Origin of the sequence: Mesorhizobium sp. M0802, from assembly GCF_040320115.1 — a bacterium.
GTDB lineage: Bacteria > Pseudomonadota > Alphaproteobacteria > Rhizobiales > Rhizobiaceae > Mesorhizobium.
On record NZ_JAMYOY010000007.1, the window covers coordinates 180385 to 197267 of the forward strand.

General features: G+C 64.3%; 16 protein-coding genes. 10 read left to right on the forward strand and 6 right to left on the reverse strand.

The window, feature by feature from the left end; genetic code table 11:
- Positions 1–95: 95 nt before the first annotated feature.
- Genes NKI10_RS13065 through NKI10_RS13075 form a run of 3 tightly spaced genes read left to right on the forward strand, consistent with a single transcriptional unit; the run spans position 96 to position 2578 of the window.
- Positions 96–1289 carry a Tm-1-like ATP-binding domain-containing protein gene (locus NKI10_RS13065; protein ID WP_352860275.1) on the forward strand — a complete coding sequence of 398 codons (1194 nt, stop codon included), beginning with the start codon at positions 96–98 and terminating at the stop codon, positions 1287–1289.
- Positions 1290–1302: 13 nt separating this feature from the next.
- The gene (locus NKI10_RS13070) at positions 1303–2157 is read left to right on the forward strand and encodes a phosphoenolpyruvate hydrolase family protein (protein WP_023747007.1); all 855 of its coding nucleotides are present in this window, start codon (positions 1303–1305) and stop codon (positions 2155–2157) included.
- A gap of 4 nt (positions 2158–2161) precedes the next feature.
- Complete coding sequence (locus NKI10_RS13075; RefSeq protein ID WP_352860276.1) at positions 2162–2578, forward strand: cupin domain-containing protein; 417 nt, start codon at positions 2162–2164, stop codon at positions 2576–2578.
- Between the two features lie 170 nt (positions 2579–2748).
- On the opposite strand, the gene NKI10_RS13080 is transcribed toward NKI10_RS13075, so the two are convergent.
- Positions 2749–3939: a M24 family metallopeptidase gene (locus NKI10_RS13080; RefSeq protein ID WP_352860278.1), complete on the reverse strand. Its 1191-nt coding sequence runs from the start codon at positions 3937–3939 to the stop codon at positions 2749–2751.
- Positions 3940–4301: 362 nt separating this feature from the next.
- Between NKI10_RS13080 and NKI10_RS13085 the strand changes: the two genes are divergently transcribed.
- From NKI10_RS13085 to NKI10_RS13110, 6 genes are all read left to right on the forward strand, one after another.
- Positions 4302–5906, forward strand: coding sequence for an ABC transporter substrate-binding protein (locus tag NKI10_RS13085; RefSeq protein ID WP_352860280.1), 1605 nt, complete (start codon positions 4302–4304; stop codon positions 5904–5906).
- 273 nt (positions 5907–6179) lie between these two features.
- Positions 6180–7166, forward strand: a complete 987-nt coding sequence (locus NKI10_RS13090) for an ABC transporter permease (RefSeq protein ID WP_352860282.1) — start codon at positions 6180–6182, stop codon at positions 7164–7166.
- Entirely contained in the window at positions 7163–7993 is an 831-nt protein-coding gene (locus NKI10_RS13095) for an ABC transporter permease (RefSeq protein ID WP_023835044.1), read from the forward strand. The genes NKI10_RS13090 and NKI10_RS13095 overlap by 4 nt, the downstream gene beginning before the upstream one ends.
- Positions 7990–8991, forward strand: coding sequence for an ABC transporter ATP-binding protein (locus NKI10_RS13100; protein ID WP_352860284.1), 1002 nt, complete (start codon positions 7990–7992; stop codon positions 8989–8991). Before NKI10_RS13095 ends, NKI10_RS13100 begins: the two co-directional genes overlap by 4 nt.
- Positions 8988–9773, forward strand: coding sequence for an ATP-binding cassette domain-containing protein (locus tag NKI10_RS13105; RefSeq protein WP_352860286.1), 786 nt, complete (start codon positions 8988–8990; stop codon positions 9771–9773). The genes NKI10_RS13100 and NKI10_RS13105 overlap by 4 nt, the downstream gene beginning before the upstream one ends.
- A complete protein-coding gene (locus NKI10_RS13110) occupies positions 9770–10279 on the forward strand; it encodes an L-2-amino-thiazoline-4-carboxylic acid hydrolase (protein ID WP_023701464.1) in 510 nt (169 codons plus the stop codon). Before NKI10_RS13105 ends, NKI10_RS13110 begins: the two co-directional genes overlap by 4 nt.
- An 11-nt stretch (positions 10280–10290) precedes the next feature.
- Here the strand turns inward: NKI10_RS13110 and NKI10_RS13115 are convergent, their stop codons facing one another.
- From NKI10_RS13115 to NKI10_RS13135, 5 genes are read right to left on the reverse strand one after another with little or no spacing between them, the layout of a single operon-like run.
- A complete protein-coding gene (locus NKI10_RS13115; protein ID WP_352510242.1) occupies positions 10291–11073 on the reverse strand; it encodes a DeoR/GlpR family DNA-binding transcription regulator in 783 nt (260 codons plus the stop codon).
- A gap of 2 nt (positions 11074–11075) precedes the next feature.
- Entirely contained in the window at positions 11076–11879 is an 804-nt protein-coding gene (locus tag NKI10_RS13120; RefSeq protein ID WP_352657712.1) for an HAD-IIB family hydrolase, read from the reverse strand.
- A 7-nt stretch (positions 11880–11886) separates the two neighbouring features.
- Positions 11887–13179: an iron-containing alcohol dehydrogenase gene (locus NKI10_RS13125; RefSeq protein ID WP_084567111.1), complete on the reverse strand. Its 1293-nt coding sequence runs from the start codon at positions 13177–13179 to the stop codon at positions 11887–11889.
- Positions 13180–13193: 14 nt separating this feature from the next.
- On the reverse strand, positions 13194–14651 hold the full coding sequence (locus NKI10_RS13130) for a xylulokinase (RefSeq protein WP_352657665.1): 1458 nt from the start codon (positions 14649–14651) through the stop codon (positions 13194–13196).
- Positions 14651–15328, reverse strand: a complete 678-nt coding sequence (locus NKI10_RS13135) for a beta/alpha barrel domain-containing protein (RefSeq protein ID WP_023672934.1) — start codon at positions 15326–15328, stop codon at positions 14651–14653. The genes NKI10_RS13130 and NKI10_RS13135 overlap by 1 nt, the downstream gene beginning before the upstream one ends.
- A 237-nt stretch (positions 15329–15565) precedes the next feature.
- Between NKI10_RS13135 and NKI10_RS13140 the strand changes: the two genes are divergently transcribed.
- Complete coding sequence (locus NKI10_RS13140; RefSeq protein WP_352657668.1) at positions 15566–16879, forward strand: ABC transporter substrate-binding protein; 1314 nt, start codon at positions 15566–15568, stop codon at positions 16877–16879.
- Positions 16880–16883 lie beyond the last annotated feature (4 nt).

Consider the following 16883-nt stretch of genomic DNA (forward strand, 5'->3'; position numbering starts at 1 on the left):
CGTCTCAAAAAATTGCAATGACCTTTGCCCACCGAAAGGCCGGCAAAGGGCGACAGGCGGCCCGGCGCCGGTCGGCCGGTGACGGGAGAAACGCGATGAAGCGCATCTACGTGGTGGGCACAGCCGACACCAAGGGCGAGGAACTTGCCTTCCTGGCCGATGCTATTGCCGCCACCGGCAGTTCGGTTGCCCGTGTCGACATCGGAACGCGCGGCGCCACCGTGCCGGTCGATATCCCGGCCAGCGAGGTCGCGGCGCATCATCCGGATGGAGCCAGTAGCGTGCTCGGCATCGATGATCGCGGCACGGCGGTGGCCGGCATGAGCGCCGCCTTCACAAATTTCATTCCGTCGCGCGACGACATATCAGGCGTGATCGGCATTGGCGGCGGCGGCGGCACGTCGATCATCACTGCCGGCATGCGCGCGCTGCCGCTTGGGCTGCCCAAGATCATGGTCTCGACGCTCGCCTCCGGCGACACCGCGGCCTATGTCGACGTCTCCGACATCATCATGATGCCATCGGTCACCGATATGGCGGGACTGAACCGGCTGTCACGCGTCGTGCTGCACAATGCGGCGCAGGCAATCGCCGGCATGGCCGCAAAGCCGGCGCCGACTGCCACCGGCAAGCCGGCACTCGGGCTCACCATGTTCGGCGTCACCACGCCTTGCGTGACCGCCATCGCGGATCAGTTGCGCGCCAACTATGACTGCATGGTTTTCCACGCCACCGGCACCGGCGGCCGCTCGATGGAGAAGCTCGCAGACTCGGGCCTGCTCGCCGGCGTCATCGACATCACCACGACGGAAGTCTGCGACCTGTTGTTCGGCGGCGTGCTGCCGGCGACGGAAGACCGCTTCGGCGCCATCGCCCGCACCAAGCTGCCCTATGTAGGCTCGGTCGGCGCGCTGGACATGGTCAATTTCTGGGCGCCGCCGACCATTCCCGAGAAGTTTAGGGGCCGGCTGTTCTACGAGCACAATCCCAACGTCACACTGATGCGCACCACGGTGGACGAATGCCGCGGTATAGGCGAGTGGATCGGCACCAGGCTCGCTCGCTGCGAGGGCCCTGTGCATTTCCTGATCCCCGAAAAAGGTGTCTCGGCACTCGATATCGAGGGCGGCGCCTTCTTCGACCCCGAAGCCGACGCCGTGCTGTTCGGTGCCGTCGAGCGCACCATCAGGCCGAGCGCCACACGCCGGGTCTCACGCCTGCCGTTGCACATCAACGATCCGGAATTTGCCAAAGCCGCAACCGCGGCCTTCCTCGACATCGCCAGATAGTGAGAGCCAACAAATGCCCGCAATACCGCGCAAGGACATATTGAAGAAGTTCAAGGCGATGATCGCCGACGGCGTGCCCATCGTTGGGGGCGGCGCCGGCACTGGCCTGTCGGCCAAGGCCGAGGAAGCCGGCGGCATCGACCTCATCATCATCTACAATTCCGGCCGCTATCGCATGGCCGGGCGCGGCTCGGCTGCGGGCCTGCTCGCCTATGGCAACGCCAACGAGATCGTCAAGGAAATGGCCTACGAGGTACTGCCGGTGGTCAAGAAGACGCCGGTGCTGGCCGGTGTCAACGGCACCGATCCCTTCGTCATCATGCCGTTGCTGCTTGCCGAGCTGAAGACGATGGGCTTTTCCGGCGTGCAGAATTTCCCGACCATCGGCCTGTTCGATGGCAGCATGCGCCAGAGTTTTGAGGAAACCGGCATGGGCTTCGGGCTGGAGGTCGACATGATCGCCGAGGCGCACAAGCTCGATCTTCTGACCACGCCCTATGTCTTCAACCCCGACGAGGCGCGCGCCATGACAAAAGCCGGCGCCGACATCGTCGTTGCCCATATGGGGGTGACGACCGGCGGCTCGATCGGAGCCACGTCGGCCAAGTCGCTCGACGACTGCGTGGTCGAGATCGACGTCATCGCCAACGCGGCGCGCTCGGTGCGCAAGGATGTCATCCTGCTTTGCCATGGCGGGCCGATCTCGATGCCGGACGACGCGAGATACATTCTCGACCGCTGCAAGGGCCTGCATGGCTTTTATGGCGCGAGTTCGATGGAACGGCTGCCGGCTGAAGCCGCGATCGCCAGGCAGACGGCGGATTTCAAGGCCGTCACGCTGCACGACCAGAAGAAAAAGAAGGGATGAGATCATGACCGACAAGAGCAAGGTATTCGTATACCCGAAGGACGTGAGCGCCTTCGGCTTTGACTGGGGCAAGCTGTCGCTGACGGTCGCGCCTGAAGTGAATGGCGCTGAGCGCTTTTCCGGCGGCGTCGTCGACCTGCCCTCAGGCAAGGGCCACACCCGCCACAACCACCCCGGCGCGGAAGAAATCATCTTCGTCATCTCAGGCAATGGCGAACAAATGGTCGAGGACGAGAACGGCAATCCGGTCGTCGCCAAGGTCGGCCCCGGCTGCACCATCTATGTGCCGGAAAGCCGTTTCCATTCGACACTGAACACGGGCGATGGGCCGATGCAGCTCTTCGTGGTCTATTCGCCGGCCGGACCCGAACTGGTGGTGCGGGAGCTGCCGGATTTCAGGCTGATCCCGGCGGGGAAGTAATCGCGAAAGGCCCCCTTCATCCGGCCGCTTCGCGGCCACCTTCTCCCCGAGGGGAGAAGAGGCAGAAGCCAGCGCCGGCGCAAACTCCTCTCCCCTCGGGGAGAGGTCGGATAGCCCCGAATTGCCCTTCGCAATTCGGATGGCAATCCGGGTGAGGGCGTAGCGCCGAGCTAGGCTATCCCACCTCTATTCCACCCCCGCGCCCGATCCCCAAACATCACATATCCCGTATCTGTCACCGCCAACGTGTCCTCCAACTTGATGAACCCCCGCGTCGGGTGAAGCATGGTCGTCTCCACCGACAGCACCATGTTTGTCTCCAGCGGCTTGGCGGCATAGGTGCCTTCATAGGTGACCGGGTGGTTGGTCATCAGGAACGGAGCCTCATGCGTGATCAGCCCCATGCCGTGGGCGAAGAAATCCGTGTAGGGCGCGACCTCGGAGGCCTTCAGCACGCCCTCGGCATGCGAAATCATGTCGCCGCCGATGGTGCCCGCCCTCACCTTCGAGAACGCCGCCTGCTGTACCGTCTCGACCTCGGCCAACAGATCCTCAAGCTCGGCATCCGGTTCGCCCAGAATGCCCATGCGGCAGAGATCGCCAATATAGCCGTGATAATTGCCGCCGGAATCGATCGACAGCACGTCGCCCTTTTTCCACGCCTGCGGTGACGCCGCGCGGTTGTGGCTGGCGCCCAACGTCAGCAGGCAATATTCGAAATGCGCGCCGCGATTGGTTTCCTCACGCCGCAGCTGCTCGATGATCTCCGCCTTGGTCGTGCCTTCATGCGCCCACCGGATGGTCGCCAACATGGAATCGGTGATCAGCTCGGAGGCGATACGCAGCTTTTCCAGCTCGGCGTCCGTCTTGATGGCGCGCATGCTCTCCAGCATGCCGGTCGCGTCGATCAGCCTGGCATCCGGCAACGCCTTGCGGATCAGCGCATAGGCGTCCGACGGCAGGAAGGCCGGCTCGATGCCGAGGCGGGCGCCGGCCTTGCCGATCTTGCTGATGTGCTCGACCGCAAGATTGGCAGCATCGAGCGTGCCCCAGCAGGCGGCATGCAGCGTCGGCGTCCAGAACGGGCTGTTCTGGTGCTCGGCGCCTTCCATGCGGTTGCCGATATAGGCGGCATGACCGGGCCCGCCCTTTTCATAGAGGACGATAGGCAGGTAACGGCTATGGCCGATCGCATCCATGGCGGCAAAGAAGATGAACTTGTAGCCGCCAAGCAGATACTGCGTGTTGTGCTTGGAGGTCGCGAGCAGAACATCGATGCCGGCCTCTTCCATCAGCCGGTCGACCCTCACCTGATCGAACGGGATATTGCTGACGGCGCTCTTGCCCGGGGCGATGTTCATCTTTCTCTCCCTGATATCAGTGGGATCGTCGGCCGTACTGCGTCCAATCCCTTGGCTTCGATCAAATCTGCACCATTTCGTTAACTCTGGTCCAGCCAGAAACAGGTTAGATTGCTTCGGCAGGCTGTCACCACTCGTCATTGCTGCACACTAAGGCAATCTGGTCCTACCAGAATACCAGAATGAAAGGGCCACCTCTAAAACTGGTCCAGAGGACGAAAATTCAAAGCCAAGCAAAGATGCGCCAATTCCGTCTCTGGCGAAACCCTTGGCAAGGGCCATAATCGCCGCGAGGATGCTGGCGGGTGCCGCCAGCTTCGAGGGGTGCGCCCATCTGGTCGCGGAGAGGACGGAGGTTGATCATGTCGGATATTTCCAGACGCACGCTGCTTGGCGGCTCAGTTTTACTGCTGGCCTCCACCGCCATGCCCACATTCAGCTGGGCGCAGACGCCGAAGAAGGGCGGCCGCCTCGTGCTTGCCGCCGATTCCGAGCCGCGCAACCTCAATCCGGCCATCGTCGCCTCCAACGGCGTCTTCTTCATCTCCAGCAAGATCGTCGAAACGCTGGCCGAAGCCTCGTTCGAAGGCAAGGACGGACTGGAACCCCGCCTTGCGCTCTCCTGGGAAGGTGCTGCCGATGGGCTGTCGGTGACCTTCAAACTGCGCGACGGCGTCAAGTGGCATGACGGCGAGCCGTTCACCTCGGCCGACGTCGCCTTCTCCGCGCTGCAGATCTGGAAGCCGCTGCAAAATCTCGGCCGCACCGTGTTCAAGGATCTGGCCAGCGTCGACACCCCTGACGATCTGACCGCCGTCTTCAAATTCGCCAAGCCAACGCCGTTCCAGCTGATCCGCAACGCGCTGCCGGCGCTGTCAAGCGTGGTGCCGAAGCACATCTACGAGGTCGGCAAGATCGAGGACAACCCGGCCAACAATGCACCCATCGGCACCGGGCCGTTCAAGTTCGGCGAATACAAGGCCGGCCAGTATTATAAGCTGACCAGGAATGCGGATTACTGGGCCAAGGACGAGCCGTATCTCGACGAGATCATCTACCAGGTGCTACCCGACCGCACGTCGGCTGCAGCGGCGCTCGAGGCGGAAGAGATCCAGCTCGCCGCCTTCTCCGCCGTGCCCCTGGCCGACCTCGACCGCATCTCCAAGGTGCCGGGCCTGAAGGTGATCTCCAAGGGCTATGAGGGGCTGACCTATCAGCTCGTCGTCGAGATCAACCATCGCCGCAAGGAACTGGCCGACGTGAAGGTCCGCCAGGCGATCGCGCATGCCATCGACAAGGACTTCGTCGTCAAGACGGTGTTCCTCGGCTATGCCGCTGCCGCCACCGGCCCGGTGCCGAAGAACGATCCGCAATTCTACACTGCCGACGTGCCGATCTATCCATTCGACGTCGCCAAGGCCAACGCCTTGCTCGACGACGCGGGGTACAAGCGCGCCGATGACGGCAAGCGTTTTGCGCTGAAACTCCTGCCGGCACCCTATTTCAACGAGACCAAGCAGTTCGGCGACTATCTGCGCCAGGCGCTGGCGGCAATCGGCATCGACGCCGTGATCGTCAACAACGACTCGGCCGCGCACATCAAGGCCGTCTACACCGACCACGCCTTCGACCTCGCCGTCGGCCCGCCGGTGTTCCGCGGCGACCCGGCGATCTCGACCACCATCCTGGTGCAGAGCGGCATTCCCGACGGCGTGCCGTTCTCCAACCAGGGCGGCTACAAGAACGCCGCGCTCGACGCGCTGATCGCCAAGGCTTCGGAGACGCTGGATACGTCAGCGCGCACCGACCTCTACAAGGAATTCCAGAAACAGGTCGCGGCGGACCTGCCGCTGATCAACGTCGCCGAATGGAGCTTCATCAGCGTCGCGCGCGAGACGGTGGGGAACATCGCCAACAACCCGCGCTGGGCGGTTTCGAACTGGGCGGACACGTATCTGGAATCGTGACACATTTGCGCGGATGAAAGTTCGCAAAGAAATTGGTGTGAAGGCATGGCGTAGGGCCGCGTTTCGTCACACCCCCCTCTGTCCTGCCGGACATCTCCCCCTCAAGGGGGGAGATCAGCAGCTTGTCTGTCCCGCCAATTCTGCAACGTTGGAGATTGGCGAAGCCTGCGATGACAGCCAATCTCCCCCCTTGAGGGGGAGATGTCCGGCAGGACAGAGGGGGGTGCCTAGACACCGCACCTCTCCCGACTGGCGCAGCGTTATGCCTTTCCCATGACCCGCGCCCTCACCCTCATGCGCCGTCGCCTCGTCGGCAGCATCTTCGTGCTGCTGATCGTCATCATCGGCACATTCCTCCTCCTGGAAGCCGCCCCCGGTGATGCGGTCGACGCCTACATCGTCTCGACCGGTGGCGATGCCGGCATGATCGAATTGCTGCGCCATCGCTGGGGCCTCGACCAGTCCGAGTTGACCCGGCTCGCCAACTACCTCTGGGCGCTGCTGCATTTCGACCTTGGCCAGTCCGTTACCTTCTCGCGGCCAATTCGCGATGTCATCCTGGAACGCCTGCCGACGACACTGCTCCTGATGGTCACCGCCACCGCGCTCTCCTTCGGGCTCGGCTCGGCGCTCGGCATCTACGCCGGCGCCAGACCCGGCAGCTTTCGCGACCGCTTCCTGTCGATCGGCTCGCTGGCGCTTTATGCCGTGCCGGGTTTCTGGCTTGGCCTGGTGCTGATCGTCGTCTTTGCCGTCGACCTGCGCTGGCTGCCGATCGGCGGCATCGAGAGCCTGGCCTCGGACAAGACCGGTTTTGACCGCGCCACCGACATCGCCGTCCACCTCGTCCTGCCGGTTTCCGCGCTCGGCTTCATCTATCTCGCGCTCTATCTGCGCATGATGCGCGCCGGCATGGCCGAGGCGTGGCGGCAGGATTTTGTGCTCGCCGCCCGCGCCAGGGGGTTGTCGCGCCGCCGCATCGTGCTCGCCCATGTCGCCCGCAACGCGCTCTTGCCGCTGGTCACCATGCTCGGCCTGCAATCGGCGCAGATGCTGGGCGGCAGCGTCGTCATCGAAAGCGTCTTTGCCGTGCCCGGCCTCGGCCGGCTGGCGCAGGAAGCGGTCGCCTCGCGCGACACGCCGCTGCTGCTCGGCATCATCCTCACCAGCGCCGTCCTCGTCATTGCCATCAACCTTGCAGTCGACATCGCCTACGCCTTCCTCGATCCGCGCGTCGGTGCCAGCGAGGCCAGCGCGTGAGCGCGCTGCCGCGGTTCCTGCGCCGGCCGGAAGCGGTCGCCGGCGCGATCATCCTGGCGCTTCTGTTCGCCATGGCGCTGTTTGCGTCGCTGCTCTTCCCCGGCGACCCGCAGGCCATTGCCGGACCAGCACTGCTGCCGCCGTTCCAGGACTGGTCGCTGCCGCTCGGCACCGACCGGCTCGGCCGTGACGTGCTGGCCGAACTGTTCCACGGCGCCCGCACCTCGCTGGCGGTCGGCCTGGCGGCGGCAGCGGCGGCACTCTTCATCGGCGCGGTCGTCGGCACGCTGGCCGGCTTTGCCGGCGGCCTTGTCGACGAGGGGCTGATGCGCATCACCGATGCCTTCCAGACCGTGCCGAGTTTTCTCCTGGCGCTGGCCTTCGTCAGCGTCGTCGGGCCGTCGCTCGGCGTCGTCGTCACGGCAATAGCGCTTGGCGCCTGGACTGGACCGGCGCGTGTAGCGCGCGCCGAAGTGCTGTCGATCCGCGAGCGCGATTACGTCGCCGGCGCCCGCGTCATCGGCATGCACCCGCTTGAGATCGCTTTTCGCGAGGTGTTGCCCAACGCGTTGCCGCCGGTGCTGGCCTTGTCCTCGGTGATCGTGGCGGCCGCGATCCTCACCGAGGCGGCGCTGTCCTTCCTTGGTCTCGGCGACCCCAATCGCGTTACCTGGGGCGGCATGATTGCCGAGGGCCGCACTGTGCTGCGAACCGCGCCCTTTCTGTCGATCGCTCCGGGCATTGCCCTGGTGCTGACCGTGCTCGGCGTCTATCTCGCCGGCGAAGGCGTGGTCGAAACGACGGCGGTGCGGAGGAGCCTGTCATGACCGCACTGGCTGAGGTACGCGACCTGTCGGTGCGCTATCGGCGGGACGGGGGCGAAGTGACGGCACTGAAGGGGGTCAGCCTGGATGTTATTGCCGGCGAGCGGCTGGCGATTATCGGCGAAAGCGGGTCGGGGAAGAGCACGCTGGCGCTGGCGGTGGCTGGACTGCTGCCGGCGAGCGCCAAGATTGAAGGGCATGTCAAGTGGCAATTTCAGGCGCCGCGATCCTTCCCACCCCCCTCTGTCCTGCCGGACATCTCCCCCGCAAGGGGGGAGATCAGCAGCTTTGCCGACGGCTTCCCTTCTGCAACGTTCGTGGTTGGCGAAGGCGAAGATGAGAGAGCAATCTCCCCCCTTGCGGGGGAGATGTCCGGCAGGACAGAGGGGGGTGTGACGGAACGCCGACCTCTCAAATTAACCGAGCCCAGCACGCTCCCCCTTCCCGGCCGCGACATTGGTTTCGTCTTCCAGGACCCCTCCGCCAGCCTCGACCCCGTCATGAACGTCGGCAAACAGATCGCCGAAGTCGCCCGCGCCCATCTCGGACTCGACTGGCCGCAAGCCTACGCCAAGGCAAAGACCCTGCTCGAACGCGTCCGCCTGCCCGACCCACAAACCGCCATGCGTGCTTTCCCGCACCAGCTCTCCGGCGGCCAGAAGCAGCGCGTTGCAATTGCCGCGGCCATTGCAGCCGGTCCGAAACTGCTGATCGCCGATGAGGCGACCAGCGCGCTGGACACCATTGTGCAAGCCGAAATCGTCAGCCTCATTCGGCAACTGGTGGCGGAGGACGGCATGACGCTGCTGTTCATCAGCCACGACATCGCGCTGGCCGCCGAACTCGCAGAGCGTATCGCTGTATTCCGGAACGCCGAACTGATCGAACTCGGCCCGACCGAGCAAATCATAAACGCCCCGCGCCATGCCTATACGCGAACGCTGCTCGACGCCCATCTCGGCCTCGACGCCGATCCGCTGCTACGACGGGCGCCGGCATGAACTTGCTCACCGTCTCCGGTCTTACCAAGCGATACCGTCGTGGCGGCAAGGCCATCGCGGCCGTCGACGGTGTCTCCTTCGCCATCGAACCCGGCGAGACGCTGGCGCTGGCCGGGCCCTCCGGCAGCGGCAAGTCGACGATCGCGCGGCTGGTGCTTAGGTTGATCGAGCCCGACGCCGGCACCGTCCAGTTCGAAGGCGATGACTTTCTGCTCTTGAAGGGTGCGGCCCTGCGCACCAAGCGCGCGCGCCTGCAAATGGTGTTCCAGGATCCGCTCGCCGCGTTCAACCCGCGCGCCACGGTGGCTCGCGTGCTTGACGATCCCTTGCGCATCCATGCCATCGCTTCCCGCGCCGAGAGGCCGGCCCGCATTGCTGCCTTGCTGGATCGCGTCGGGCTGGCAGCCGATCTCGCCCCGCGCGCCATTCACGAAATCTCTGGCGGCCAGCGCCAGCGCGTCGCCATCGCCCGAGCCATCGCGACCAAACCGTCGCTGATCGTGCTCGACGAGGCGGTGTCGGCGCTCGACGTTTCGGTCCGCGGACAGATCCTTGAGTTGCTGCTCGACCTGCAAGCCAGGGAACGGATCGCCTATCTCTTCATTTCGCATGATCTCGGCGTCGTACGGGCCATCGCCCACCGCGTCGTTCTTCTCGACGCCGGGCGGATCGCCGAGAGCGGCGACGCCCGCAACGTTATCGACGCGCCGCAGTCGGCAATCGGCAAGGCGCTGGCTGCGGCGGCGCCAAGATTGGACAGAAGCAGCAGGCAAGTACCATGACCGAACCAGAAGCCAGAGCCGAAAAACTCTCGCGCGAACTCGATTCCGCCTTCCGTAACCGCGCCGATCTCTACCGTCTGTTTCTCGACGAGCTGACCGGCGAACTCGGCGCGGAAAAGGCCGAGGCGATCATGATCCGCACCATCGAGCAGCGCGGCAAGGAGGTGGCGGCGGCCGCCTTCGTCCGTTTCGGACCTAACGACGCGCCGGCCATCGGCGAGGCATTTTTGGCCGTCAGCCCGGATGGCGGCCTGATGTATCCGACCGATGTCGAGCGCGGGCCGGACCACATCGCCTTCAAGGTGAAGCGTTGTCCGCTGAAGGACGCCTGGGTCGAGGCCGGTGTCGGTGATGAAAAACTCGCCACGCTCTGCCGCATCGCCGGCGCTTTCGACCGTGGTCTGTTCGAGGCAACGGGCGTGCGCTTCGACAATGTCACCTGGACGCCGGGCCACGGCTCCGGCTGCTGCCACATCGCGCTGACCAACCGGGATGCCGCCGAATAGGCAGTTGCTGATCAGCCGGCGGCAAACACATGCAGCTCCGTGCCCGCCTGTTCGGCAGCAGTGCGCAGGTCGGCCTTCGGTTCGCTGTCGGTGACGATATCGGCAATGTCATTGAGCCCGCAGATGCGTTCGAGACTGCTGCGGCCAAACTTGTCGTGGGTCACCACCAGCACCGTCGACAATGAACGCGATATCATCGCGCGTTTAACGGCTGCGGCGCCCGAGATCATGTCGCTCGGACCATCGGCGCTTATCCCCGATGCCCCGATAATGGCGACGTCGGCATTGTAGCGGCGCAGGAACTCGACGGTGTCTTCGCCCAACACGCTGCCTTCCCGGCTATCATAGGTCCCGGGGCAGAGCAGCACCCGAAAGGTCGGATTGGCGCCGGCCACAGAGGCCACTCCGGTGGAATTGGTGATGATGGTCAGGTCGCGCTTCAGCTGCGAAAGGTTGCGCGCCACTTCATAGGTGGTCGAACCGCCATCGATCATCACGATCTGGCCCTTCTCGACAAGGCTTGCCGCGCCGCGGCCGATGCGGGCGCGCTCCTCGATCAGGGTCAGGCCACGCTCGGAAATCACCGGTTCTGATGTCACCAGCGAGATCGTCGCACCGCCATAGGTGCGGTTGATCAGTCCGGCATCGCCGAGTTCGATGAGATCGCGGCGGATGGTCTCGCCGGCGACGCCGATGCGCCGTGCGAGCTTGGAGATGCGTATCGACGCCGACCGGCGCACTTCCGAAAGGATAAGCGCGTGCCGCTCCTTCTTCGTCAGTCGGCCTTGGTCCATGACTATTCCATTCCCTTTGCAGCAATCAGCGCGTCGCCAAGCTCGGCAAATCCTTGCGCGCCGCGCCCGCGTGTGACGAAGGCGGGAGACGCCGGAAGCTCGCCGGCGAAGTCCAGCACATTAGCGACGCCGACGCTGTTGGGGAAGAAGCCGAACATTGGTGCATCGTTTGGACTATCGCCGACGAAGACAATGCTGTCCTTGTCGTGGTCGATATCTACACCGAAACAGTCCCGCAAGAATAGCCGGCTTGTCGACAGTTTGTCGTATTTGCCGAACCAGCCATTGACGTGGATGGACGAGATTTTCGCCGTCGCGCCATAGCGCTGGAAGATGCCGACGATCTTCAGAACCTCGGTTTTGGGCAGCGGCGCCACGTCCTCGCAAAAATCGATCGCCAGATCGGCCTCGCGATAGGCCTGGTCGGCCGCGACCGCCGCACCCGGAACTTCGCTCAGAACGGTTTGCTCGATCTCCTTGAGGCGTGCGGCATCGGCCTGCCGTTCGGCAGCGCTCTTGGCGTAGTGGCGAACAATCCGCTTTTTGGCGTCGTCGTAGCGGAAATAGAAGGCGCCGTTCTCGCCGATCACGCCGTCCACCGGCCATTGCCGGGCGATCAGGTCGCACCAGCCGGCAGGGCGGCCGGTAACCGGCGCGACAATGAAGCCGGCCTGCTTCAGCCGCTCGAGCGCCGCATAGGCTTTTGCCGGCAACCGCCCCTTGTCGGTCAAGGTGTCGTCTATGTCGGTCAGCACGACAGCGATGTTGCGCCGGTCCGGCGCGGTGAAGTCGGTGAGCGGACGCAGCACCCGCTCAGGCTCCCGCCGCAACCGTTTCGAGCGAGGCAGCAGCGACGTCGAGCATGGTGAACCTGTCGCGGATCAGCCGCGCATTGGCGACCGCCTCGTCGTAGAAGCCAGCCGGTATGGCGACCTCTTGCGGCGTGGTCGGGGCGCCGGCGGCACGCAGTGCTGCCGCGATCTCGCGCGCCGGGCGTGCCACCCGCAGCAGCCTTTCGCGATGCGAGCGCCACTGCCTGGCCAGCATGGTGTTGACAGCGTCCGCCCGTTCGCGGTCCAGCAGCTTGGGCTTGAATGCCGCCCAGCAGGAACGTCCGAGCGTTTCGCCGAAGATTTCGATGAAGCGGTCTGGCGTATCGGCGGAGGGCGCGAGCTGCAGCTCCCGCAGCGCCAGCACGCGTTCCTGTAGCCGCGCCATCGTCAACGTCGTCACCGCTATGTGCTCGCCGTGATGCGCCTCGGGCAATCCCTGGCCCCGCATGTCGATATAGTGGGCGATGAGATGTTCGCCCTGACTGGCCGGATAGGAGCCGCCGCACAAAGTCATGCCAAGGCCCGACATGACCAGCGTGCGCACCAGCACTTCCGTCGCCTCAAGGTCGCCGGTCCCGAGTTCGCCGGCTTTGGCGATAAGCGCCTCCTCGTCCTCGGCCAGAAGCATGAACGGCGCCTCCCGGTAGGGCGTGCCGAGCAACAGGTGCGCCATCAGCCAATCGGTCTGCGCGGTCGGCCGCGCCATCGAATCGCCGAAGCCGGCAGCGATCAGCCGGTGCGGCGCTCGCGCCATGACATCGAGATCGAGGAAGACACCGACCGGCAGGCTCGCCGTCAGCGATTTCTTCAGGCCGTCCTCTGTGATTGCCGCAGACACCGAGGTGTAGCCGTTCATCGACGGCGCGGTGCCGAACACCGCATAGGGCTTTTGGGTCAGATGGGCGGCATATTTGGTGATGTCATTGATCGAGCCCGATCCGACCGCGACCAGACCGCTGGCGTCTTTCGTGCGGGCGATCACCGATCGCACGGTGTCCATGTCGGGATGCGGATGGCGCGGCAGGATGATCTTGTCGACATCGCTGGAGCCGCGCAGTGCGATCGACACTCTCTCGCCGAGCGCCAGCCTTGTGTCGGGATCCATGACAACGGCGAGCCTGCGGCCGAGCGGCAGCGGCTTGACCAGCGCATCGGCTTCATCGCCGAGACCGCGCCCTATGACGATGGTCTTCAGCGGCACCGACAGCATTCCCTGGCTATCCGGGTCAGGCAGCGTGCCGGCAATAAGGCGATCGAGCATTTGTCTGGACATAGGATGCAGTCCGGTCAGTCAGCATGAAGCGGGGTCAGGGCATCGAACAAGGTGCGATACCGGCGGTAACTTCTGTCGTAGGCGGCCTTGGCGGAAGGATCAGGGTCGATCGTCTCGATGTGGCCGGCCAGCCTTTCAGCCGCCTGCTGCACTGAGGAGGTAAGGCCGATGGCTGCGGCGGCAAGGATTGCCGCACCGATCGGCGAGGCATCGGCCGCACCCGCGATCTCGACCGGCCTGCCGCTGACATCGGCACGGATTTGCGCCCATACCCGGCTGCGCGCGCCACCGCCTGAGAGCCGGATGCGATCCGTCGCGATATCGAGATCGTCCAGCCGGTCGACCACGTCGCGCATGGCAAAGGCACAGCCCTCCAGCACGGCACGGGCACAAGCGGCTTTGCCGTGGAAGGATGTCAGGCCGTAGAAAGCGGCACGCGCTTCGGCGATCCAGCGCGGCGCCATGGCACCGGACAACGCGGGCAAGAACAGCAAATCGTCGCTGCCGGCAACCACCGTCGCCGCCAGTTCCGACATCGCCGCCGGCGAATCGAGGCCGAAGGTTGTTAGAAACCACGTCACCGCGCCGCCCGAGAGCCATCCGGGATTGGAGATGAAATAGCCGTCGCCGAGAAAGCCATGGGTCTCGACCAGGCCGCCGGGGTCGAGGCGAAGCGTGTCCGATACCGCGCCGACCACTTCGGCCGTGCCGAGATTGCAGGCGACGACACCGGGCACGACAACCCCGGCGCCTAGGGCGGCCGAAAAATCATCGCCGGTGCCGACCGCCAGCGGCGTGCCCACAGGAAGACCGGTGAGCTCGGCGCCGGCGTGGGTCAAGGCGCCGGCGATCTCAGATGCATCGTCGATGCCAGGCAATTTATCTGCATCGATGTCGAAGGCCGCCAGCAGATCGCCGGCATAATTGTGCTCCTTCAGCCCATAGAGCATGGTCGTCGAGGCCAGCGCGTGATCGATGACGGCACGACCGCACAACGCTGCGACCACGAATGATACCGGTTGATGCCAGAGCGCCACTCGGCGCGCTTCGGGCAGGTTGCGCGCGGCCCAGCGGATTTTCGCCGCCATATGGGTGGCGTCCAGAACGAGACCGGTGCGCTCACGGATGAAGTCCGGGTCGATGCCGGCGATCTCTCCTGCCGCCCGCCGGTCCATCCAGATGATGCACGGAGCCAGCGCCTCACCATTGCGATCGACCGCGACGCAGCCGTCGAGCTGGCCGGCAATGGCAATACCCTTGATGTCGGACGGCGCAAGCCCAGCCTTGTCGAGCGCGCCGGCAATGGCCGGCTTGAGCGCCGCCAGCCACAGCGCCGGGTTCTGTTCGGCCCAGCCGGGCGCCGGGAAGGCCGGCTGGTACAACACAGCGGCCTCGCCACGCAGCCGCAATTCGTCATCGACAACGATCGCCTTTAGGCTTTGTGTGCCGAGATCGATGCCGATGACTGGCATTAGACACGCTCGCAATCCGCGAGGACATCCCGCAGTTGCGAGAGGATAGAACCTTTCGTCGGCGAATAGGAGCCATCGAAAACCGCTGTGCCAATGGTAAAAGCGTTGGCGCCGGCCAGCTTGATTGCCTTGATGCGATCGGCTGATGCCACAGCGCCGGCGACGATCAGATGCCGCGACGGACCAAGCCCGCGCCGGGCTGCGCGCACCAGTTCGGCCGGGTCGGCCTCGGTGGCGCGATAGGCGAGGATGTCGCATCCCGCACAACCCTTCTCGGCGAAGGCGCGGCAGTCGGCCTCGACATCCTCGGCCGAACCGCCGAGCTTGGTCGGATGGCCGACCGGCCGCCCGGGAAAAGGGTAGTATTCGGTGCCGCTCCCCTCCAGCAACGCCATGATCTCGTCGACCTGGGTACCACCGAGCAGGCGCTGGATGCCGAGATCCCTGGCGATGCGCGCGGAATTAAGGCAGGCCTCAGCCGTCGTCGAGACAACTTCCATGTAAGTGGTGGCGCCTGTCCGGCCAATGGCGACAGCGAGCTTGCGCAGCACATCCGGCGCGACGCCAATATCCTTGAAGCCGACATGCTTCAGGCCGACCGGCTCAATCAAATCGACCAGGTCGAGACAGTCCTCGACCGTGCGATCGTTGCGCGTCAGCATGAAGATGAAGTCCATCCGAAAGGTCCCTCGCCTGGTCGGGAAAGCCGGTTTGCTGCCGGTCTGTTAACACCTCCCAACCATTTGTTGCAAGGTGCCACATTTTGATTTGCAGTACCACACATTTTATGACAAAACGGGCGCCGGCCCGCCAGGCACGACTTCTAGGGAGAGGGAAGAATGCTCAAGCCGCTGAGACGTACCGCGTCCAGACTGCTCGTCGCAGTCGTATTTGTGTGGCCCCTGACGTGGCAAGTGACACAAGCGGCCGCGTGGGATCTGAAAGAGGCGTCGAAACCCTATAGCGGCCAGACCATCCGCATGGTCGGCGAGGCGCTGCCGCCGCTCGAAGCGCTGAAGAAGATGGCGCCGGAGTTTGAAAAACAGACCGGCATCCATGTCGAAGTCGAGATGTACGAGCACTCGGAAGCCGTCAACAAGGTGCAGCTCGATCTCAACTCGCACCGCGGCCGCTACGACGTCATCATCCAGCCGCATCGCGAACTCGGCAAGTTCGCCACCAACAACCATCTGGTCGAAATCGCCAAGATGATGGCCGACCCGGCTTTGCGCGATCCGAGCTTCGAGCCGGAGAAGCAGCTCTACCAGACCGCCTGGCACGAAATCTCCTGGTATGACGGCAAGGAGTACGGCTTCCCCTTCACAGTGCTCAACATGTTCATGTGGTATCGCTCGGACCTGCTCGCCGATCCCAAGGAGCAGGCAGGCTTCAAGGCCAAGTATGGCTACGACCTCGCTCCCGCCAAGGACTGGAAGCAATACCGCGATATCGCCGAATGGTTCTATCGCCCCGACCAGGGTTTTTACGGCACCGCCCTGCAGGGCAAGCGCCATGAGGCACTGTGGTATGAGTGGCTCAATTTCCTTTATTCCTTCGGCGGCGACGTGCTCGACGTGAAGAGCGGCTCGGCCTGCGGCCCGGTCATCGTCAACAGCCCCAAGGCCGTCGCCTCGCTCGAATATTACAAGAGCCTGCTGCAATTCTCGCCGCCGGACAGCCTCAACTATTTCTGGGATGATGTCATGGCGCTGATGCAGCAAGCCAAGGTCGCCGAGCTGATCATGTGGAACGACGCAACCTATGCCGTGTCGGTCGACACCACGGCCTCCACCGTCGTCGGCAAGGTTGGCTTCGATCTCGTGCCGCAAGGCGACGGCGGGAAGATCGGCCAGGTCGAGGGCTGGACCTATCTGATCCCGGTCTATTCGAAGAACCCACAGGCCGCCTTCCTCTTCGTCCAGTGGATGATGGGCTATGACCGCCAGCTCGAACAGCATCTCAATGGCGGCGCTTCAGGTCGGCCGGATGTCTATGCCTCGGCGGAGGTGCAGAAGCTGCCCTATGCCAAGGCTTCGATGGAGGCCAACGAGCATGCGGTGCCGAAGGCGACGCTGCCGCAATCGGCCGAGATGACCGACATACTAGTGCGCGAACTGTCATCCTACCTCGCCGGCGAAAAGGAGGCGCAGGCCGCCCTTGACACCGCCGCCACTGACATCTCGACACTGCTCGGTTCTTGCGCACCCATGACCTATCCGGCACGATAGGCCT